This window comes from Rhizobium sp. 01T437, assembly GCF_056398505.1.
This window is the reverse complement of the sequence record NZ_JBFTPM010000013.1, coordinates 105,422-125,613: the sequence shown is the minus strand read 5'-3', so window position 1 is coordinate 125,613 and position 20,192 is coordinate 105,422. Positions and strand designations below refer to the sequence as shown.

At 61.1% G+C, this 20,192-nt stretch carries 21 protein-coding genes; 9 read left to right on the top strand and 12 right to left on the bottom strand.

Features of this window, described 5'->3' with window-relative positions:
- Positions 1–11: 11 nt before the first annotated feature.
- The 8 genes from AC1DM5_RS24845 to AC1DM5_RS24810 form a co-directional block, all read right to left on the bottom strand.
- Positions 12–1,307: an amidohydrolase family protein gene (locus AC1DM5_RS24845; RefSeq protein WP_477820488.1), complete on the bottom strand. Its 1,296-nt coding sequence runs from the start codon at positions 1,305–1,307 to the stop codon at positions 12–14.
- 37 nt (positions 1,308–1,344) lie between these two features.
- Positions 1,345–2,289, bottom strand: coding sequence for an ABC transporter permease (locus tag AC1DM5_RS24840; RefSeq protein ID WP_477820489.1), 945 nt, complete (start codon positions 2,287–2,289; stop codon positions 1,345–1,347).
- On the bottom strand, positions 2,286–3,335 hold the full coding sequence (locus AC1DM5_RS24835; protein WP_477820490.1) for an ABC transporter permease: 1,050 nt from the start codon (positions 3,333–3,335) through the stop codon (positions 2,286–2,288). The genes AC1DM5_RS24840 and AC1DM5_RS24835 overlap by 4 nt, the downstream gene beginning before the upstream one ends.
- A complete protein-coding gene (locus AC1DM5_RS24830) occupies positions 3,325–4,851 on the bottom strand; it encodes an ABC transporter ATP-binding protein (protein ID WP_477820542.1) in 1,527 nt (508 codons plus the stop codon). Before AC1DM5_RS24830 ends, AC1DM5_RS24835 begins: the two co-directional genes overlap by 11 nt.
- A complete protein-coding gene (locus AC1DM5_RS24825; protein WP_477820491.1) occupies positions 4,851–6,299 on the bottom strand; it encodes an amidase in 1,449 nt (482 codons plus the stop codon). The genes AC1DM5_RS24830 and AC1DM5_RS24825 overlap by 1 nt, the downstream gene beginning before the upstream one ends.
- A gap of 12 nt (positions 6,300–6,311) precedes the next feature.
- Complete coding sequence (locus tag AC1DM5_RS24820; RefSeq protein WP_477820492.1) at positions 6,312–7,298, bottom strand: BMP family protein; 987 nt, start codon at positions 7,296–7,298, stop codon at positions 6,312–6,314.
- Between the two features lie 142 nt (positions 7,299–7,440).
- A complete protein-coding gene (locus tag AC1DM5_RS24815; RefSeq protein WP_477820493.1) occupies positions 7,441–8,217 on the bottom strand; it encodes an SDR family oxidoreductase in 777 nt (258 codons plus the stop codon).
- A gap of 33 nt (positions 8,218–8,250) precedes the next feature.
- Positions 8,251–9,141, bottom strand: a complete 891-nt coding sequence (locus tag AC1DM5_RS24810; protein WP_477820494.1) for an aldose 1-epimerase — start codon at positions 9,139–9,141, stop codon at positions 8,251–8,253.
- Positions 9,142–9,431: 290 nt separating this feature from the next.
- Between AC1DM5_RS24810 and AC1DM5_RS24805 the strand changes: the two genes are divergently transcribed.
- From AC1DM5_RS24805 to AC1DM5_RS24780, 6 genes are all read left to right on the top strand, one after another.
- Positions 9,432–10,415, top strand: coding sequence for an arabinose ABC transporter substrate-binding protein (locus AC1DM5_RS24805; RefSeq protein ID WP_477820495.1), 984 nt, complete (start codon positions 9,432–9,434; stop codon positions 10,413–10,415).
- 68 nt (positions 10,416–10,483) lie between these two features.
- A complete protein-coding gene (araG, locus tag AC1DM5_RS24800; protein WP_477820496.1) occupies positions 10,484–11,989 on the top strand; it encodes an L-arabinose ABC transporter ATP-binding protein AraG in 1,506 nt (501 codons plus the stop codon).
- Positions 11,990–12,006: 17 nt separating this feature from the next.
- Positions 12,007–12,963, top strand: a complete 957-nt coding sequence (gene araH / locus AC1DM5_RS24795) for an L-arabinose ABC transporter permease AraH (RefSeq protein WP_477820497.1) — start codon at positions 12,007–12,009, stop codon at positions 12,961–12,963.
- Positions 12,964–13,068: 105 nt separating this feature from the next.
- Positions 13,069–13,842: a FadR/GntR family transcriptional regulator gene (locus tag AC1DM5_RS24790; protein ID WP_025668963.1), complete on the top strand. Its 774-nt coding sequence runs from the start codon at positions 13,069–13,071 to the stop codon at positions 13,840–13,842.
- 139 nt (positions 13,843–13,981) lie between these two features.
- On the top strand, positions 13,982–14,686 hold the full coding sequence (locus tag AC1DM5_RS24785; protein WP_477820498.1) for a GntR family transcriptional regulator: 705 nt from the start codon (positions 13,982–13,984) through the stop codon (positions 14,684–14,686).
- 157 nt (positions 14,687–14,843) lie between these two features.
- Complete coding sequence (locus tag AC1DM5_RS24780) at positions 14,844–15,785, top strand: dihydrodipicolinate synthase family protein (protein ID WP_113182635.1); 942 nt, start codon at positions 14,844–14,846, stop codon at positions 15,783–15,785.
- Positions 15,786–15,910: 125 nt separating this feature from the next.
- Here AC1DM5_RS24780 and AC1DM5_RS24775 read toward each other — a convergent pair whose 3' ends face one another.
- Complete coding sequence (locus AC1DM5_RS24775; RefSeq protein ID WP_113182634.1) at positions 15,911–16,264, bottom strand: helix-turn-helix domain-containing protein; 354 nt, start codon at positions 16,262–16,264, stop codon at positions 15,911–15,913.
- Between the two features lie 49 nt (positions 16,265–16,313).
- Positions 16,314–16,514 (bottom strand): hypothetical protein, encoded by a 201-nt coding sequence (locus AC1DM5_RS24770; RefSeq protein ID WP_025668967.1) that lies wholly within the window; start codon positions 16,512–16,514, stop codon positions 16,314–16,316.
- Positions 16,515–16,666: 152 nt separating this feature from the next.
- Between AC1DM5_RS24770 and AC1DM5_RS24765 the strand changes: the two genes are divergently transcribed.
- Positions 16,667–17,152: a GNAT family N-acetyltransferase gene (locus AC1DM5_RS24765; protein ID WP_113182666.1), complete on the top strand. Its 486-nt coding sequence runs from the start codon at positions 16,667–16,669 to the stop codon at positions 17,150–17,152.
- A gap of 29 nt (positions 17,153–17,181) precedes the next feature.
- On the top strand, positions 17,182–17,376 hold the full coding sequence (locus AC1DM5_RS24760; RefSeq protein ID WP_244430728.1) for a hypothetical protein: 195 nt from the start codon (positions 17,182–17,184) through the stop codon (positions 17,374–17,376).
- Here the strand turns inward: AC1DM5_RS24760 and AC1DM5_RS24755 are convergent.
- The gene (locus tag AC1DM5_RS24755) at positions 17,342–18,400 is read right to left on the bottom strand and encodes a LysR family transcriptional regulator (protein ID WP_477820499.1); all 1,059 of its coding nucleotides are present in this window, start codon (positions 18,398–18,400) and stop codon (positions 17,342–17,344) included. The genes AC1DM5_RS24760 and AC1DM5_RS24755 overlap by 35 nt on opposite strands.
- A 362-nt stretch (positions 18,401–18,762) precedes the next feature.
- Between AC1DM5_RS24755 and AC1DM5_RS24750 the strand changes: the two genes are divergently transcribed.
- Complete coding sequence (locus AC1DM5_RS24750) at positions 18,763–19,029, top strand: hypothetical protein (protein WP_477820500.1); 267 nt, start codon at positions 18,763–18,765, stop codon at positions 19,027–19,029.
- Positions 19,030–19,061: 32 nt separating this feature from the next.
- Here AC1DM5_RS24750 and solA read toward each other — a convergent pair whose 3' ends face one another.
- A complete protein-coding gene (gene solA, locus AC1DM5_RS24745; RefSeq protein WP_477820501.1) occupies positions 19,062–20,192 on the bottom strand; it encodes an N-methyl-L-tryptophan oxidase in 1,131 nt (376 codons plus the stop codon).

Here is a 20,192-nt window from a genome sequence, read left to right as displayed (position 1 = left end):
CAAGAAGAGGTCTAGGCGCCGGGGACGATCGGCGCATAGGCGGCCCCGTCAACCGTTGCCGGGCGCCCGGCAAGATGCAGTTCAGCAATCTGCGGAGCCGAACGCGCGATGACCTTGCCGCGGCGGATGACAGTCAGCCGGTTCGCCTTCAGCCTGAGCGCTTCCACCGGATCGCGCGCCTGCAGGATGACGAGATCGGCATTCCTGCCCTTTTCCAGGCCGTAGCCATCAAGGCCCATGGTTTTGGCCGAGTTGATCGTCAGCGCATCGAAGATCTTCTTCTTGTCTTCGATGCCGGCCATCTGCGCCACGTGGATCGCCATATGGCCGACCTCCAGCATGTCGCCGGAGCCCATGGAGTACCAGGGGTCCATCACGCAGTCATGGCCGAAGGAGACGTTGAGGCCGGCTTCCATCAGTTCGCGCACCCGCGTCATGCCGCGCCGCTTCGGATAAGTGTCGTGGCGGCCCTGCAGCATGATGTTGATCAGCGGATTGGGAATGACGTTGATCTCCGCCTCCGCCATCAGCGGAATGAGCTTGGAGACGTAATAATTGTCCATCGAATGCATGGACGTCAGGTGCGAGCCGGCAACGCGACCCTGCAGGCCGAACCGCACCGTCTCTGCTGCCAGCGTCTCGATATGGCGTGACAGCGGATCGTCTGTTTCATCGCAATGCATGTCGACGGGCAGGCCGCGATCGGCGGCGATGCGGCAAAGAGCTGCGACGGAGGCCGCACCATCAGCCATGGTGCGCTCGAAATGCGGAATGCCGCCGACGATATCGAGGCCCATGTCGAGGGAGCGGTTCAGAGCGTCAACACCGCCTGGCGAACGATAATAACCATCCTGCGGAAAGGCGACGAGCTGCAGGTCGATATAGGGGGCGACTTTCTCGCGCACCTCGATCAGCGCTTCAGCAGTCACCAGCCTGGGATCGCTGGTATCGACATGGCTGCGGATGGCGAGAAGCCCCTGCGAGACGGCGAGATCGCAATAGCGCAAAGCCCGCTCCACCAAGGCTTCGCGTGTCAGGATTGGCCGCAGTTCACCCCAGAGCGCAATACCTTCAAGCAGCGTGCCGGAGCGGTTCATGCGCGGCAGGCCAAGCGAGAGCGTCGCATCCATATGAAAATGCGGATCGACGAAAGGCGGGCTGACAAGGCGGCCGCTCGCATCGATCTCCTCGACGGCCTCGGCTTCGATCCTGGAAGCGACCTCGGCGATCTTGCCCTTCTGAATGGCGATATCGATGCCGCTGCGGCCATCGGGAAGATTTGCGTTTTTGATGATCAGGTCAAACATGGCGGCACCGGTCTGTTGAGGAATTTGGGCATGGCAATCAGCGCTCGCCGCGGCGATAGGGCTGCATAAGCGCCTGCGGCACGCGGGCGCGCCGCGCCATCACGGCAAGGGCTGCGATCGACAGGAGATAGGGCGTCATCAGGAAAAGCTGATAGGGCACGTACCCTCCCAGCACCGTCTGCAGTCTCAGCTGAAAGGCATCGAAGAAGGCAAAGAGCAGGGCGCCGAAGAGGGCCCGGCCCGGCCGCCAGGAGGCGAAGACGACGAGCGCGATGGAAATCCAGCCGCGTCCCTGGACCATGGTCGGGAAGAAGCTGTTGAAGGCTGCGAGCGTCAGGAAGGCGCCGCCGACGGCCATGATCGCGCTTCCCGCCATGATCGCGCCATAGCGGATCCTGATCGGATTGATGCCCTGGGCTTCCGCCGCATGCGGATTTTCGCCGGTCATGCGGATCGTCAGGCCCAGTGGGGTTCGAAAGATCAGATAGCCCATCGCAAGCGCCAGGAAGATCGCCAGATAAGTCGGCGCCGTCTGTGCAAAGAGGGCAGGGCCGAGGAAGGGCAGGCCGGAGAGAAGCGGGATGTCGAGCGGCTGGAAGGGCACGATCGTCGGTGGCGTGCCGGCGAGCGGCACGACCAGGCGGAAGACGAAATAACTGAGGCTGGAGGCAAAGAGCGTGATGCCAAGGCCCGTGACATGCTGCGAGAGGCCGAGCGTCACGGTCAAAAGCGCATGCAGCAGCCCGAAGACCGCGCCGGCGAAGGCCGCGACCAGAAGGCCGGTCCAGAGATCGGCGCCGTGGAAGACCGCAAGCCAGCCGATCATCGCCCCGAAGGTCATGATGCCTTCGATGCCGAGATTGAGCACACCCGCCCTTTCGCAGAGCAGTGCGCCGAGCGTGCCGAAGATCAACGGTGTCGCGATGCGCAGCACGGCAGCCCAGAGGCCCGCGGATGAGACAATGTCGATGAGAGCCATCATCTGCGGATCCTGTATTGGGTGAAGAACAGGGCAATAAGCATTGTGAGCAGAGAAACTGCCACCGTCACGTCGGCGATATAGGTCGGTATGCCGAGTGCCCGACTCATGCCGTCGGCGCCGACGAACATCGTGGCGGTGAAGAGGGCGGCGAAGATCACGCCGATCGGGTGCAGGTTGGCGAGCATGGCGACGATGATGCCGGAATAGCCGAAGCCCGGCGACAGATCGGTCGTCACATAGCCCTTCACGCCCATGACCTCGATTGCGCCGGCAAGACCCGCCAGCCCTCCGGAGAGGCAGGCGACCTTCACCAACGTCATGCCGAGCGGCACGCCTGCAAAGACGGCGCCGGCGGGATTGAGGCCGGCTGCGCGTGAGCGCAGGCCAAAGACGGTACGCGACTGGAGGAGGTGGACGGCGAGCGCAATGACGATGGCGATGATGAAGCCGACATGCAGCCGCGAACGCGCCACCAGCTTTGGCAGCAGCGCATGATCGCTAACCGGCGTGGATTGCGGCCAGCCGAAGGCGAGCGGATCCTTTAAGACACCATCGATCAGCATGGAAACGAAGAGCAGGGCGACGAAATTCAAAAGCAGGCTGGTCACCACTTCATCGACGGAAAAGCGCAGCCGCAGCCAGAGCGGCACCAGGATCAGCACCATGCCGGCGACGGCGCCCGCAATCAGCAAGGCGGGGATAAGCAACGCTGCGGGCAGTCCGGCCAAGAGCTTGGAGCCGAGTGCGGCAACTGTAATGGCGCCAAGATAGAACTGGCCTTCGGCGCCGATATTCCAGAGCCGGGCGCGGAAGGCGACGGCTGCGGCTAGGCCGGTAAGCATCAGGGGTGTGGCCCGCGTCAGCGTCTCCGTCGCCGAAAGCCGCGTGCCGAAGGCGCCGGTGAGGATACGCCAATAGGCTTCGAACACGGGGGCGCCGGCAAGCGCAATCAGGATGCCGGCAATGGCGAGTGCGGCGATGACGGCGGCAATGGGCGCTGCCACGACCAGATAGAGCGGACGGTGATCGCGGCGTTCAAGACGCATGCTGGGCCTCGGACGTCCATTCGCCTGACATCATCAGGCCGAGCTTTCGGGGATCGGCACTTTCCGCATCGATCGATGGCGACAGGCGCCCCTTGACGATCGCCTGGATGCGATCGGCAAGGCCGATCACCTCGTCCAGATCCTCTGATATCAGAAGCACGGCCGTGCCCTCCTTGCGTGCCTGCAATATCCTTGCATGGACAGCGGCGACGGCACCCTCGTCGAGCCCGCGTGTCGGTTGCGCCGCAATCAGGATCTTCGGCCTGTCATGCAGGTTGCGGCCGAGGATGAGCTTCTGCATGTTGCCACCTGACAGAAGCCGCGTGCGTGTCGCCGGGCCGCCGCCGCGTATATCGAATTCTGCGATAATCTCCTGGGCGAAGGCCATGCCGGCCTTACGGTCGACCAGCCCGTGACGCGAAAAGCGAGGCGCGGCGATGCGCTCCAGCACGGCATTTTCCCAGACAGCGAGTTCGCCGATCGCGCCTTCCTTGTTGCGATCCTCAGGTATGCGACCGATGCCGGCAGTAATCAGGCTTTCGACGCCGATCTCGGCGACCGGCTGTCCGAACAGCAGGATCTCGCCGCTGCTCCAGCCGGCAAGTCCGCTGACGAGATGGCTGAGCGTCGCCTGGCCATTGCCGGAGACGCCGATAATGCCGAGCGTTTCGCCGGCATGAAGCTGCAAGCTGATATCCTTCAGCCGCTCCTGGCCGCCGTCGTAAACGGTGACGCCGACGGCTTCGAAGACGACAGCGCCGGGCGTTGACGCCTCGCGCACCGGGCGTGTCACCCGCCTGCCGACCATGAGTTCTGCGAGCTCGGACTTGCTGGTCTGACCGGTCAGCCGTTCGGCGACGACCTTTCCGCCGCGCAGCACGACGACGCGGTCAGCTGCGCTGATCACTTCGTCCAGCTTGTGCGAGATGAAGATCAGCGACAGCCCCTGCCGGGCCATTCCCCTAAGCGTCTGGAAGAGGCGTTCCGCCTCGATATTGGTGAGCACGGCCGTCGGCTCGTCGAGGATCAGGATGCGGGCGTCGTTATAGAGCGCCTTGAGGATTTCGACGCGCTGCTGTTCGCCGACCGAGAGATCGCCGAGCCGGGCATCGGGATTGACATCGAGGCCGAAGCGCGAAGAGATCGACAGCAGTTTAGCGCGGCCGGCCGCCTTCTCCGACTTCCAGGACCAGAGCTTTTCCGTTCCCGTCATGACGTTTTCGAGCACCGTCAGGTTCGGCGCCAGGGAGAAATGCTGGTGCACCATGCCGATGCCGGCGCGGATCGCCGCTCGCGGCCGGCCGGCCGGCAATTCGGTGCCCTCGATATGGATCGTTCCCGCATCCGGCACATAGTGGCCGAAGAGGATGCTCATCAATGTCGTCTTGCCGGCGCCGTTTTCGCCGAGCAGCGCCAGCACTTCGCCCTTGGCGAGGCTCAGCGAAATATCCTCATTGGCCTGGATCGCGCCAAAGCGCTTGCTGATGCCGGCAAGCTGAAGCACGGGAGCTGTTATCATGGGGCAAATCCCGCAATGGCATGGGGATGGATCCAACGTTGCTCCGCTTCCAGCCGCGAGGCAAGGGCAAGCAGCAGGGGTTCCCCGCCCATCGGTGCCAGTAGCTGAAGTGGAAGCGGCATTCCGTCCGGATCGCGTCCATAGGGCAGGGTCAGCGCCGGAAAGCCGGATATATTGGCAAGGCAGGCGAGCGGCGCAAAGCGCGCCATGCGGTTCAGATGCAGTTCCGTGTCGTGATGATCGGTCGGAAAAGAGCCGATCGGAAGCGGTGCTGTGGCAAGCATGGGTGTGAGCAGGCAGTCGATGCCGTCGAACAGTCGCCAGAGATCATGGCTGACATGCGGCATGGCGCTGAGGGCCTGCCAGAGCGCGGTTGGCGCAAGCACTGCCCCACGCGCCGCAAAGGCGGCCGTCAGCGGCTCGGCCTTCGAAAGGTCGAGATGCAGGCTTTCGACGAGCCATGCCAGATTGATCGAAATGATATCTGCGAAAATGGCGGCACTTGCAGCGACGCTTGCTGCAAGGCGCTCCCATTCGACGGTGACGATCTCATGCCCGTCCTGTTCGAGGCTGCGGGCCGCGGCTTCGACGGCTTCCTGGCGTGCCGGCTCGGTCGGGAAATCGCTGCTGGTCTGCGTCAGCAGGCCGATGCGCAGGGGGAGTTTTTCGCTCTTGTCGAGGGCAGGCTCCGCATAGGGACCGGCGGGATTTCCGCGCAGGGCTTCGAAGATCGCACCTGCATCGCGAACGGAACGGCTGACGGCCAGCTCGCTGGCGATGCCGCCGAGATGATTGCCGAAACCCGGACCGCCGGGAATGGCGCCGCGGCTGGGTTTCAGGCCGACGAGCCCGCAACAGGCAGCCGGCACGCGGATCGAGCCGCCGGCATCCGTTGCATGGGCAATCGCGACGATACCGGCTGCGACGGCTGCAGCCGCACCGCCGGAAGAACCACCCGCCGTCAGGGAGGGATCGAGCGGATTGCGACAGATAGGCCCGCGCACCGGCTCGCTTGCAAGCGAGAGGCCGACTTCCGGGCTGGTGGTGAGGCCAAACAGGCTGAAACCGGCCTGCCTGAAGCGCGCCGCCAGATCAGAATCAGCCGATGCGTCGAGCATCCCGTCGAAGAGCCGCGAGCCGGCACGAACGGCCAGCCCCTTGAACGGGCCGCCGAGGTCCTTGGCAAACGTCGGCACACCGGCAAAGCGCCGGGCGGAGAAAGTCGCGGGATTGTTTCTAAATTCGTGGTCGAGCGCAGCGGCATCCGCCATGCCCAGCGCTTCGTCGATATGACAGATCGTGCCAAGCGCCTCGTTGGCCCTGGCGGCTGAAATCGCCTGCTTCATCGCCTCGGCACAACCAAGTGCACCGCTCCTGATCCGGGCGGCGAGCGCTATCGCGTCGCCGCCCGGTATCGAGCCCTTGCTTGCATCAGTCCCGTTCATGCGGCTGCCGGCTTATTTCGGCTCCTCGGGCATGATGGGCACTTCGAAGGCGCTGGACTTGATGGCGGCGCGCTTGGCCTCCATCGCCGCTTCGGCTTCTGCCGGTGCGACGCCCTTGACGTAGACGATATCGCTGCCGCCTTCCTTCATCAGGCCGAAGCGCGTGTAATTGTTGCCGGTCGGCTTGCCGGCCTTCACATCGGCGATCGCGGCATTGAGGATCGGGCGGAAGCCCCAGATGGCGTTGGCAAAGACGGTGTCGGGATAACGCGGCGTATAGTCGATCAGCGAGCCGACGGACTTGATGCCGCGCTCCTTGGCGGCATCCGCCGTGCCGATACGCTCTCCGAACAGGATGTCGGCACCGGCATCGATCTGGGCGAGGCCCGCTTCACGCGCCTTCGGCGGATCGAAGAAGGTGCCGATGAAGGCAACGAGATGTTTGGCATCCGGGCGGACTTCCTTCACGCCGGCCGCAAAGGCATTCATCAGCATGTTGACTTCGGGGATCGGCAGCGCGCCGACCGAGCCGACGATGCCGGATTTCGTCATCTTGCCGGCCAGCATGCCGGCGAGATAGGCGCCGTCATGGTTCCAGGTGCCGAAGACGCCGAAATTGTCGCCCGATGCTTCGCCGCTCGAACCCAGCATGAAGGCGGTCTTCGGATAATCGGCAGCAACCTGGCGGGCTTCACGCTCGACGGCATAGGCTTCGCCGACGATGAGTGCTGAACCCTGTTCGGCATATTCGCGCATGGCGCGCGGATAGTCGGTGCCCGAGACGCCTTCAGAGAAGACATATTCAATCACGCCTTCGGAAGCGGCGTCCTGCAGCGCCTTGTGCAGACAGGAGTTCCAGGCATTTTCCACCGGCGAGGCATGAATGCCGGCGACCTTCAGTTTTTCCTGCGCCCAGAGCTTGGGTGCAAAGGCGGTCGCGCCGAGTGCCATGCCGGAGGCGAGGACCGTACGACGGGAGATAGTGATCTGATTTTTCATGAGTTCCCCTCTTTTTTACCAGATGGATAAAACTCTATGGATCGCCCAAAATTGTGTCAAGTAATGCTGCTGCGCAAAAACTAGACAATGGTTGTGAGCGTCCGCGTTCTGAGGCCATGGAGAGAGGAGAAAAGGCCCGCTGTTATTGATGCTGCATGACGCTCAAGCCGCCGTCGATCGTCAGGCAGGTGGCATTCATAAAGGTGCATTCGTCCGAGATCATGAAGACTGCGGCCATGGCGATTTCCTGCGGCGTAGCGATACGCCCACCCGGATGCAGCTTCATCGTTTCGGCCTTGGCCTTTTCCGGATCGGGGAAACTGTTCCAGTAATCGATGACCTTCTGGGTCGAGACGTAGCCGGGCGCAATCGCATTCACCCGCACGTTTTGGGGCACATATTCGATACCAAGAGACTTGGTCATGCCGAGTAGCGCATGTTTGGCGAGCGGGTAGGGGAAGGTGTGGGGAATGATGGTGAAGGCGTGCGTCGAGGCGATGTTGAGGATCACCCCGCCGCCTTCCGAAATCATCTGCGGCAGAACCGAACGGCAGCAGTGCCAGGCGCCCTTGAGATTGATGTCGAAGCAGCGCTGCCACTCTTCATCTGTCGTCTGCAGAGGCTCGGCAAAGACGTTGACGCCGGCATTGTTGACGAGGGCATTGATGCTGCCGATCTGCTCTTCCGCCTTGGCAACGGCCGCCTTTATAGCCGAACCATCGGTGATGTCGGCCGCCTGATAGCCGAGCACGGCGCCCTTTGCGGTAAGAGCGGCAGCGGTCCCCTCGAGCAGCTTCTCATCGCGGTCGACGAGGAAGAGGCGGGCATCCTCGGCCGCAAAAGCTTCGGCGATTGCCTGTCCGATCCCTTGCGCTGCGCCCGTGATGAAGACCCGTTTTCCGGAAAGGCGGTTTGGCATCCTCTGTTTCCTCTCTATGCTCATTCTCTGTGATCAGGATATGGCCTGCGGCTGCAGGCGGATCGAGCCTTCCAGGCTTTCTCCCGGCTGCAGGACCTTGAGATCGCCAAACCCGGGAAGATTATGCCCGTTGGCGAGATGGGACATGGGCTCGAAGCAGAAATAATCGCGGCGGAATCCGGGGTCGAAGCGCTCGTCCGACAGGAAGATGACCGCATGGCGGAAGATCGGGTCTGCCGTCAGGTCCAGCGCTGTGCAGGCCTCGGGCCAGGTAATGCGCGCGTTACCGCTCCAGCCCTCGAAGCCGTTATTGATCCAGCGCCGCGGCAGGGCCGCCGGCTGCGAGAAATCGAGATCGGCAGGGATCTCGGCCGGTTCGCCCGGCAGCCAGCCCTCCGTCTCGGTCCAGAAGCGCTGTGCCTTGGCAAGAAGCGTCGTCTGTTCCGTCAGCGGAAAGAACGGATGCCAGCCGAGCCCAAAGGGCAGGGCCGCCTCACCGGTATTCTCCACGCTCATATGCAGCTCTAGCCCCTCGCCCGACAATCCGAAGCTCTGCTTCGCCTTATAACTATAGGGCGAACCGTCCGCCCGGTGGCGGAAACCGATCTCAGCGCCTGCAGCGCTCTCGGAAAGAAGCGCCCAGTCCGCCAGCCAGCCATCTCCGTGGAGGTAGTGTGGGTCCCAGGACGTGTTCGGCTGAAGGCTGTAGTCGCGTCCTTCGAAACTGAAGCGATTGCTCCTCACCCGATTGCCGAAGGGCACGAGCGGATAGCAGGCCGACGACAGTGCATCGGCATCATCGCCTGCCGGCCTCAGAAGCGGAATTTTCCGGCCATCCCGCATCCAGGAGAAATCAAGGAGCACACCGCCGGCCGTCGAGAGACGGGCCGAAAGTGCACCGTCCTGCAAATCGATGATCGCCATGAAACAATGCCTTCCCCACGGATCGAGGCTGATCCGGACCGTGGCGGCACCCTATTATCGGTCGATTGATTGTCAATATAGATAGGATTTATTTTGCTTATCCGGCGGCGCTAAGCCCCGAGTTTCTGGTGATTTCTGCGCACCAAGTCGTGCCAATATGAATTTAGCCGGCTTTTCACCCGCTGAATCGAATAAATAATCATACACAAATATTGACTGGTATGATGTTTCTTTTTATTCAATGGCTGCTGCCGAGTGAGCGGCAGATCGAGATTTTAGGGAGAGAGATTATGCGCTTCTTCAAAGCAGCCATCCTCGCTGGCGCCTTTGCCGTTCTGGCCGCCGGCTCCGTCTTGGCGGAGGATGTCAAGATCGGTTTCATCGTGAAGCAGCCGGAAGAGCCCTGGTTCCAGGACGAATGGAAATTCGCCGACCAGGCCGCCAAGGAAAAGGGTTTCACCGTCGTCAAGATCGGTGCCGAAGATGGCGAGAAGGTCCAGTCGGCGATCGACAATCTCGGTGCACAGGGCGCCCAGGGTTTCATCATTTGCACGCCTGACGTCAAGCTCGGCCCCGGCATCGTCGCCAAGGCCGCCGCCAACCAGCTTAAGCTGATGACGGTCGACGACCGTCTGGTCGGTGCCGATGGCAAGCCGCTGGAAGACGTGCCGCATATGGGCATTTCCGCTACCAAGATCGGCGAGGGCGTCGGCCAGGCAATCGTCGACGAAATGAAGAAGCGTGGCTGGGACATGAAGACTGTCGGCGCAATCCGCGTCTCCTACGACCAGCTCCCGACCGCTGTCGACCGTGTCGAAGGCGCGATCTCGGTGCTGAGGGCTGCCGGCTTCCCGGCTGAAAACATCTATGACGCGCCACAGGCAAAGACCGATACGGAAGCGGCACTCAATGCCGCCACGACCGTTCTCAACAAGCATGCCGACGTGAAATACTGGGTCGCCTTCGGCCTTAACGACGAGGCCGTGCTCGGCGCCGTGCGTGCCTCTGAATCGGTCGGCATTCCCACCGACAACATGATCGGTGTGGGTATCGGTGGTGCGGAATCGGCGATCAACGAGTTCAAGAAGCCGTCTGCGACCGGCTTCTTCGGTACGGTCATCATCTCGCCGAAGCGTCACGGCTATGAAACCGCGCTCGACATGTATGACTGGATTGCCAACGGCAAGGAGCCGGCAAAGGTGACGCTGACCTCGGGTTCGCTGGCGCTGCGCGGCGACTACGGAAAGGTTCGCAAGGACCTCGGCATCGAATAATCATCCTCTGATGATGATCTCATCCCGGCGGCGTTTCGGCCGCCGGGCATATTCGCGACGGAGCGATGATGGCTTTCCTCGAATTCAAGACCATTTCCAAGGGCTATCCAGGCGTCCAGGCGCTCTCCAACGTCTCCTTCGGCGTCGACAAGGGCGCCGTGCACGGGTTGATGGGCGAAAACGGCGCCGGCAAATCCACCCTGATCCGCGTGCTCTCGGGCGACCAGTCAGCCGATGAGGGCAGCATTCTCATCGATGGCGTCGAGCAGAAATACAGCTCCGTCCGCGATGCCTTCCATGCCGGCGTCATCGTCATCCATCAGGAACTTCAGCTTGTTCCGGAACTGACGGTTGCCGAAAACCTCTGGCTTGGCCGCTTTCCCGGCAAGGCCGGCGTCATCAACGGCAAGACGCTGGTCGAGACTGTGCGCGCCAAGCTCGATGAGATCGGTATCGACGTCGATCCCTCGGTAAAAGTATCCGCGCTTTCGATCGGCGCCCGCCAGATGGTGGAGATCGCCAAGGCCGTCATGCTTGACGCCCGCGTCATCGCGCTCGACGAGCCGACCTCGTCGCTATCCTCGCGCGAAAGCGAAATCCTGTTTTCCCTCATCGGCAAGCTGAAGGCCAAGGGCACCGTTATCCTCTATGTCTCCCATCGCCTCGACGAGATCTTCCGGCTTTGCGACAGCCTGACCGTCCTGCGTGACGGCAAGCTTGCCGCCCACCACCCAAAAGTCGCCGAGACGACCCGCGAGCAGATCATCGCCGAAATGGTCGGGCGCGAGATCAGTAATATCTGGGGCTGGCGCGAACGCCGGCTCGGTGAGGTACGCCTCGAGGTCAAGGCCCTCTCCGGTTCGAAGCTCCGTACCCCAATCAGCTTTTCCGTCCGCAAGGGCGAAATCCTCGGCTTCTTCGGCCTGATCGGTGCCGGGCGAAGCGAGATGGCCCGTCTGCTCTATGGCGCCGACCACCGCCATCAGGGCAGTGTTGCGATCGATGGCGTTGCTGTTTCTCCCAACAATCCGAAGGCGGCGATCAATGCCGGCATGGTTCTCTGCCCGGAGGACCGCAAGTTCGACGGCATCATCCAGGGCCGGTCGATCGAGGAAAATATCGCGATCTCCTCGCGCCGGCATTTCTCGCCCTTCGGCGTTCTGAACCCGAAGAAGGAAGCCTCGGTCGCCGACCAGTTTATCGCCAAGCTCAGGGTGCGCACGCCCTCGCGCAAGCAGGACATCATCAATCTCTCCGGCGGTAACCAGCAGAAAGTCATTCTCGGCCGCTGGCTCTCGGAACAGGGCGTCAAGGTGCTGGTCATCGACGAGCCGACGCGCGGTATCGATGTCGGCGCCAAGTCGGAAATCTATGAAATCCTCTACGAGCTCGCAGCCGGCGGCATGGCGATCGTCGTCATCTCCAGTGAGCTGCCCGAAGTCATGGGCATTTCCGATCGCATCATGGTCATGTGCCAGGGCCGCGTTGCCGGCGACGTGGTGCGCGCCGATTTCGACGAACGCAGCATTCTAACCGCGGCACTCCCCGACAAGAATGCCGCCGGTACCATCTAATTTCAGGAACAGCAGTGATGAACGCGTTAAAAAAAATCCTTCTCGGCGAACAGGGTCTGGTGGTGATCTTTTCGATCGCCTTCGTAATCGTCTCGCTGACCGTGCCGAGCTTCCTGACCGAACGCAATATGCTGGGCCTCCTGCAATCGGTGGTGACGATCGGTATCGTCGCCTGCACCATGATGTTCTGCCTTGCCTCGCGCGACTTCGACCTTTCCGTCGGCTCGACCGTCGCCTTTTCCGGCATGATCGCAGTCATGGTATCGAATGCGACCGGCTCCATTCCGCTTGGCCTGCTGGCAGCGCTCGTCTGTGGCAGCATCGTCGGCGTCGTCAACGGCGTGGTCATCGCCCGTTTCCGCATCAATGCGCTGATCACGACGCTCGCGACCATGCAGATCGTCCGCGGCCTGGCGCTGATCGCCTCTGACGGCCGCGCCGTCGGCATCAACGATCCGGCCTTCTACCAGCTGGCGCTGTCGCGCTTTCTCACGGTGCCGACGCCGATCTGGATCATGGCTCTGCTCTTCATCGTCTTCGGCTTCGTCTTGAACCGCACTGTCTTCGGCAAGAATACGCTGGCGATCGGCGGCAATCCGGAGGCTTCGCGCCTTGCCGGCGTCAATGTCGTCACCATGCGCATCTGGATCTTCGCACTGCAGGGCTTCGTCTGTGCCATCGCCGGTATCCTGCTTGCCTCGCGCATCACGTCCGGCCAGCCCAATGCGGCGACCGGCCTGGAACTCTCCGTCATCTCAGCCTGCGTGCTCGGCGGCGTGTCGCTTGCCGGTGGCCGCGCGGCGATGACCGGCGTGATCGTCGGCGTGCTGATCATGGGCATTGCCGAAAACGTCATGAACCTGCTCAACATCCAGGCCTTCTATCAATATGTGGTGCGCGGTCTTATCCTTCTGATCGCCGTCCTGCTCGACAATATGCGCTCGTCGGCCGCCGGGCGCGGCAGTCGCGCGTGATGATCAGATTTCTTGGGAGAAGCCCGCTGAGCCTGCGGTTGCACATTGATGAGAAAGCATGGCGCTGCTCATGGTGACAACCAGACCAGCGGTACGGGGGACGTTATGAGCACGCGATCAGGACTTCTGCGAACGGGAAGTACGTCAGCCAACCTGGAACAGGGACGGCGCACGGTGCGCGAGGAGCTGTTGAAGAAGCTCATCGGGCAGATCGTATCCGGGGACATTGCCGAAGGCTCGCTGCTGCCGAACGAAGCGGAGCTTTCCGAGGTCTATGGCGTCAGCCGCACCAGCCTTCGGGAGGCGATGCAATATCTGTCGGCTCTCGGCATGATCCGCTCCCGCACGCGTGCCGGCACGAGCGTGCTGCCGCGCGAGAACTGGAACTATCTTGATCCGATGGTCCTCGATGCGACGCTCGAATTCAGCGACGACCGCAGCTTTTACGATTCGCTCCTCGATGCCCGCCAGCTTCTGGAGCCGGCAGCAGCCGCACAGGCCGCTGCCAACGCCACAGCCAAGCAGCTCGCCCAGATCGCCGAAGCCTTCGAGGACATGGTGGCCGCCAACGCCCGCGACAACGAGGCCTGGAGCCAGGCCGACCTCGAATTCCACACCGCCATCATCAATGCCAGCGGCAACTGGGTGTTCCGCCAGTTCGCCACCGCCATCCGCGCCGCCCTGCTCGCAAGCTTTCGCCTGACCAACCGGGCAAGCCAGAGCCATGATTACGCCATCGCCCGGCATCAGGACGTGCTTGATGCCATCCGCATGCGGCGGCCCGATGCGGCGCGTTTTGCCATGGAGCAGCTGATCGGAACGGCGCGGATGGAATTGAGCGACGCCCTGCGCGTCGGCAAGCCGGGCAAGCAGGAATAGGCGCCGCCGTCTCCCCGCCGAGGTAAAAGGAACATTCAAAATTCCATCTGCCGACAGAAAGTATATTAAGTTTGAAGTCCTTTTGCGGATTCGCTAGTAACTGGGTGTAAACTCGGCTGCTTGAAAGGACGATGGGCGCGTGGACGAGACCGAAAAACTGCAAACGCACAGGCGCGGCTCCGGCGTATCGACGGTCTATGAGACGCTTCGAAACGAGATCATCGAGCTGAAATTGCCGCCGGGCAGCCCGATCGACGAACAACAGCTGTCGGATCGTTTTGCGCTGTCGCGCACGCCGATCCGCGAAGCCTTGGTGCGGCTTGCTGCCGAAGGCCTGATCACCACGCTCACCAACCGCGCGACGATCGTCTCGAACATCGATTTCCTCGGCCTGCCGGAATTTTTCGATGCGCTGACGCTGATGTACCGCGTCACCACCCGGCTTGCGGCTGCCAATCACGCCGAAGGCGATATCGCCGCTATCCTTGTGCAGCAGAAGGCTTTCGAGGCGGCGGTCACCAGCCGTGATGTGCTCGGCATGATTTCGACCAATCGAGACTTCCATATCGCGATCGCCCAGGCCGGCCGGAACAGATATTACGTCGAGCTTTTCACCCGGCTGCTGGATGAAGGCCGCCGCATTCTGAGGCTCTACTATTCCTCCTTCAACGATGTGCTGCCGCGCCAATATGTCGGCGAGCACGAGGAGATGATCCAGGCGATCATCAATCGCGACGTGACGCTGGCCGACAGCCTGGCATCTGCCCACGCTGATCAGATCGTAGGCCAAATCCGCTCCTACATTACCGCCGATTCCCGCCAGAACGCTAAGCTGGCGCTCTAGCCGCCCGCAAAATTCTCGCACCATAGCAGCAGTGCCTCGCCCAGCACTGAAGGAAATCATTCTCTGTATTTTTCTTGTCGACAAGAAGTCGGCAAGGTGCTACATGCCTCATCAACCCCGCTATCCGGGGAGTTTTCCAGAGAACGAGAGATTGGCGATGACTGGTTCCGTATTCCAAGGCTGCATCCCGGCGCTCATGACGCCCTGCAACGACGACCGCACCCCAAATTTTGACGCGCTTGCCCGCAAGGGCAAGGACCTGATCGATCTCGGCATGTCCGCCGTCGTCTATTGCGGTTCGATGGGCGACTGGCCGCTCTTGACCGACGAACAGCGTCAGGAAGGTGTCAAGCGCCTCGTCGAAGCAGGTGTTCCCGTCATCGTCGGCACTGGTGCCGTCAACACCAAGTCGGCCGTCGCCCATGCTGCGCATGCTGCGGCTGTTGGCGCCAAGGGGTTGATGGTCATCCCCCGCGTTCTGTCGCGCGGTTCGTCCGTTTCGGCCCAGCGGGACCATTTCTCGGCGATCCTCGAAGCGGCCAAGGGCCTGCCGGCAGTCATCTACAACAGCCCCTATTACGGCTTTGCGACGCGCGCCGATCTGTTCTTCGATCTGCGTTCGCGCTTTTCGAATCTCGTCGGCTTCAAGGAGTTCGGCGGCAAGAGCGACATGACCTATGCGGCCGAAAACATCACGTCGGGCGATGATGCACTGACGCTGATGGTCGGTGTCGATACCGGCGTCTATCACGGCTTTGTCAATTGCGGCGCGGGCGGGGCCATCACCGGCATCGGCAACGCGCTGCCGAAGGAAGTGCTGCATCTCGTTTCGCTCTGCGAACAGGCGGCCAAGGGTGATGCGGCCGCCCGCAGCGCCGCCCGCGAGCTCGAAGAGGCGCTGATGGTTCTGTCGACCTATGACGAAGGTCCAGATCTCGTGCTGCACTACAAGTATCTGATGGTGCTGAACGGCGAGAAGGAATACACGCTGCACTTCAACGAGACCGACAAGCTGAGCAACTCGCAGCGCCGTCACCTCGAAAACCAGTATCGCCTGTTCAAGACCTGGTACGCTGCGCGTTATCCGAACGCCGCCTGAGGCTGCCAGAAACGGTTCGGTCTCGCAGCTTGCCTGCGAGGCCGCTCAAAGAAGGCGCGCCCCATCAGGTGAGCGCCGCGCCGCGGGCAAATGGATTGCTGTTGGTTTTCCTGCTGGAGACGGGGTCAGTTCGCCACATCGGTGGCGGCCAGGGAGTGGATCAGCATCGTCAGATCGCGTCGGATCTTCAGATCCGAGATACGCTCGATTTCCCTGGCAAGATAGGCTGCCTCGTCCTCGACGCCAGCGCCCGCCTCGGTTTCGATGCCGTTGATGAACCAGCCGGCATCCACCTTCATGAAGCCGCATAGCCGCAGCATGACCGCGACGGACAGGCGGTTTGTACCATTCTCGTATTTCTGGATCTGCTGAAACGCGACGCCGATATGCGCAGCGAGTTCGCTCTGGGTGATGCCGCGAGCGGCGCGCACGGAGCGTAATCTCTGGCCGATTGCCAAATTCAGTTCCTGATCTTTCATGCCTATCCTTGAGAATACTTCCGTCGACTGCAGATCTTGCAGGTTCTCTTTACATGATCGGCTTTTGAGATCCACCTCCATCTGTCAAAAGCGTCAGTTGTTCTTTGAGTTGGCGCTGTTCTCTCTCGGACAGACGCGCAATCTCATTTTCGACGAAGCTCGCAATGGCCTGTGGGTCGTCGCCAAACCGGCGTGCCCCTTCCGCGCAGAGAGCGATGATGGTTGCCATCGGATTGGCAGGGTCCGTCATTTTTGAAATCCCCCCTGAAATCTTCGTCCTTCGCTTCGCAGACGTTCTGGAGTTGAAGTGGGTTGCACAGAAAAAGAGGCCGACCGATGGTGAACAAATATCCCAATCTTCGATGCCAAGTCGCAACGACCCCGGACCATGTTCGGGATGCGATGATCTTGAGAAGCATCTGCTTTGTCCATGAGCACGGTATCTCGCCCTCCTTCATCTTCGACGGTAATGATCACCAGGCCACGCATTTCGTCTTTTATGATGGCGAAGAGCCGGTCGGCTCGCTTCGCATCCGCTGGTTCGCTGACTTTGCCAAGTATGAACGAACCTGCTTCCGCGAAAAGTACCGACACCCTTTTACGGTTAAGCGTTGCATTCAGATGACCTTCGATCACGTAGCGCGCAAGGGCTATACGAAGGTTCTGACCCAGGCCGAGCAGCGCCTCGCGCGGCTATGGACCATCCTCTTCGATCTGGAGATCGTCGACAGCCCGCCGGTGGAAATTGCCGGCCATCCCGAGCCCTATCTGACCGTTGTCGGCACGATCCCCGCGTCATCTGATCCGATTACCATGGAAAGCAGCAGCGCCATGCTGTTGCGCATCGAAGGTCAATGGGACGCCCCGAGTTCGTTTGAGACAGCATAACAATGGCAGGTTTGAGGAACGCGGGCGACATGTCTGCAACGGCTGCGCTGCAGGAGGAAATTCTCACGCGCACGAAACTACACACCGAAATGGTGCGTCGTCTCATCAATGATCCGACAGTGCAGCCGGTCGAGCTCGCCGGCTTCCTGGAGGATGTCGCGAATGCCTATCTTTCGATCTCGGAAGAGCTCAGCCAAATTGTGAAGGCGGCGGAGGAGCGATAGTTTCGAGCATCTTGCGCAAGCTTTCTTCCTGTTCGTGCCGCCCGGACGGGAAGGTCAATCTGCCGTCGAAAGACGGGTTGGTCCTGAAAATATCGACGATCCAGTCATAGACGGCGGCCACCGGTCTCGATTGCCGGCGATTGGCAACCGAGGTCAGATAGACGGGCAAGGCGACATGCACGCCGAGGTCAAGCGGTACGAGTTCGGGATCTGCGAGCACGTAATTGCCGAGCAGCCCCACGCCGGCGCCGTTGCGAACGAGAGCAAAGTAGGCAAGCGAATTCTCACAGTTGTGGGTCTGGTGGCCGGCTTCGACGAGGCCGCGCCAGCCATCCCAGATCTCGCGTTCGGAAGCATAATAGTTGCACTGCACATAGACATGCTGGGAGATGAACTGGCGCTGCGGGACACCGGATTTCTTCAGATAATCACGGCTGGCGATCGGAATGAGATGAAGAGTGCCGATCTCGACGCAATCGACATCCGCCCTCGAAATCGGAGAGAGCGAGATCATCAGATCGGCCTGGTTCTTCTCGAAATTGACGAGCGACACCTGTTCCCGGATGTCGAGATTGAGGCGCGGATAGTTGTCGTTCAGCCTGGGCACGGCGGGAGCGACGATGGCGACGGCAAGGCCGGAGGTCACGCTGACGGCAACCCGTCCGGTGACGGCGTCCATCTCATCCTTCAGGTCGTTGGAAAGGGAAAACAGCTGGAAATCGAGCTCTGCAACCTGGATGGCGAGCTTGCGCCCGGTTTCCGTCAGCGTGACGCCGGAAAAGGTCGAGATGACCAGTTGCGATCCGATCTGGTCCTGAAGGCGCTTCACATCACGGCTGACGGTTGGCGCACTGGTGCCGAGCAGCTCAGCGGCTTGAGCAAAGGAAGGGCTTTTGGCGACCGCCAGAAAGGTCCTGAGTTCGCGCCAGATCGGCCGCGAAAGCAGGCCTCTGATTTCAAGTGGCGATTTATCCAGATCGGCGCGTTCGCTGCCGAATGGAAGAGGAGGGAAGGCTTTGTTCACGACCGCCTCGCGTATCAGTGGAGGCGCAACAATATACTTAATCGGGGATTACGGGCAATTGTTGAAGAACGACAGCTTATAGGCGTTGAGAAGTCGCAGTTTAAAGATCGCGAACGTCCATTCTGGTCGCGGGCTTCTGAAAAATACTACCGATTGGGTGTCCATTTCTATTTCGATATTTCAATAAAGCGACTTTATTATAGTGATTTAAATCGATCTAATCGGGTCATTTACGCAACTCATGGGGTGTGTTAGCGTTTTGCAGCGGGCAAGATCCGATTTCAACATTCCGTTTCGGGACCGATGCAGGCGGGCCTGCCCGATCGCGAAACTTTCGCCAAGCTCGGAGGCAAATCAAGGCGATGGCCGATGGAATTTCTGATATGATTGATAGCAATGGGCCGGTGGGATTCCTGCGGCTCTTCCGTCTTATTTCTGCAGCAAGAGATAGTGCTTCATCACTGGAGCTCATGGATCTCGTGCGTCTAGTGGATATGGCGCTCATGCAGACGGCGCTCGACTGGGAAGGGCTTGATGCCGAAAACCTCGATGAGCGCGCTTTCCTGAATCTCATCCGCGAGAAGCGGGAAATTGCGGACAAGACGCATATCTACGCGGTCCCGAACTGACATGATCATCGCCAGCTCCTGAGAGCTGGTACTCAGATCTTGGCAAAGGAAAAGGCATTGATCGGCAGGTCGGTCTGCCCATCAATGGCAAGATCCGCCAGGATTTCGCCGACGACGCTCGTGAACTTGAAGCCGTGGCCGGAGCAGGGCGAAGCGACGACAATGTTCTTTTCGCCTGGCACATGGTCGAGAAGAAAGTCCTCGCTCGGCAGCATCGTATAGCGGCAGGTCGTTTCCTTCATGCGAAGACCGGCCGCAGCCGGAACACGCTTCCTGATGAAGCTGTCAAGCAAGTTCCGGTCGGCATCGTTGACGGGCGGGTTTGGCTTGTTAGGATCGATCGGCTCGCGGAAATGTGCGTGCTTGCCGACCTTCACCCCGTCGACGCCGATGGCGGGAAAACCGAAATACGTGCCTTGCGCACCTTCGTCCCGCAGGAAACAGGGCATGCGCTGCGGCTGCGTCGCGACATCATCCTGCGGCTGATACCAGGCAACCACCTGACGGATTGGCACCGCCGCCTGCTTCAGTTGGGGTATCAGTTCGGCAATCCACGATCCGGTCGCCACAACGATTTTCCCTGCCCGATACCGCCCGGTTTCAGAGATGATCGTCACGCCGGCATCATTGGGCTCGATTGCGGTCACTTTCTCGCCGAAATGGAGGACCGCGCCGTCCTCGACAGCAAGCCTCAGGTAGCCGAGCACAGCCGCCTCGGGACGAAGATAGCCGCCCAGCGGGTCAAACAGCGCCATCTCATGATCGTCGAGCTGGAAGGCCGGAAAGCGGCGCGCCATCTCTTCCTTGTCCAGCGCCTCATAGGCTAGTCCGTGGAGTTCGGAGGAAGCGCGCGTACCGGCAACGATCTTGCTGTCCGGTGCGCCGATCTGCAACACGCCTGTTATCGTCAGGATCTCGGTGCGCAGGCGTGCCTCCAGCGACCGCCAGTTCTGATAGGCGCGCTTGAGCAGCGGAACATAGGACGGGTCCTCGAAATAGCCGAGCCGGATCAGGCGGCTGTCGCCATGCGAGGAACTCAGCGCATGGGCGGGAAAATAGGCATCGAAGCCGATCGCCCTGACACCGCGGGCTGCCAGAAAGGCGAGCGCAGCACTCCCCATGGCACCGAGGCCGATAACGGCGACGTCGAAGCTGGCGGTCAT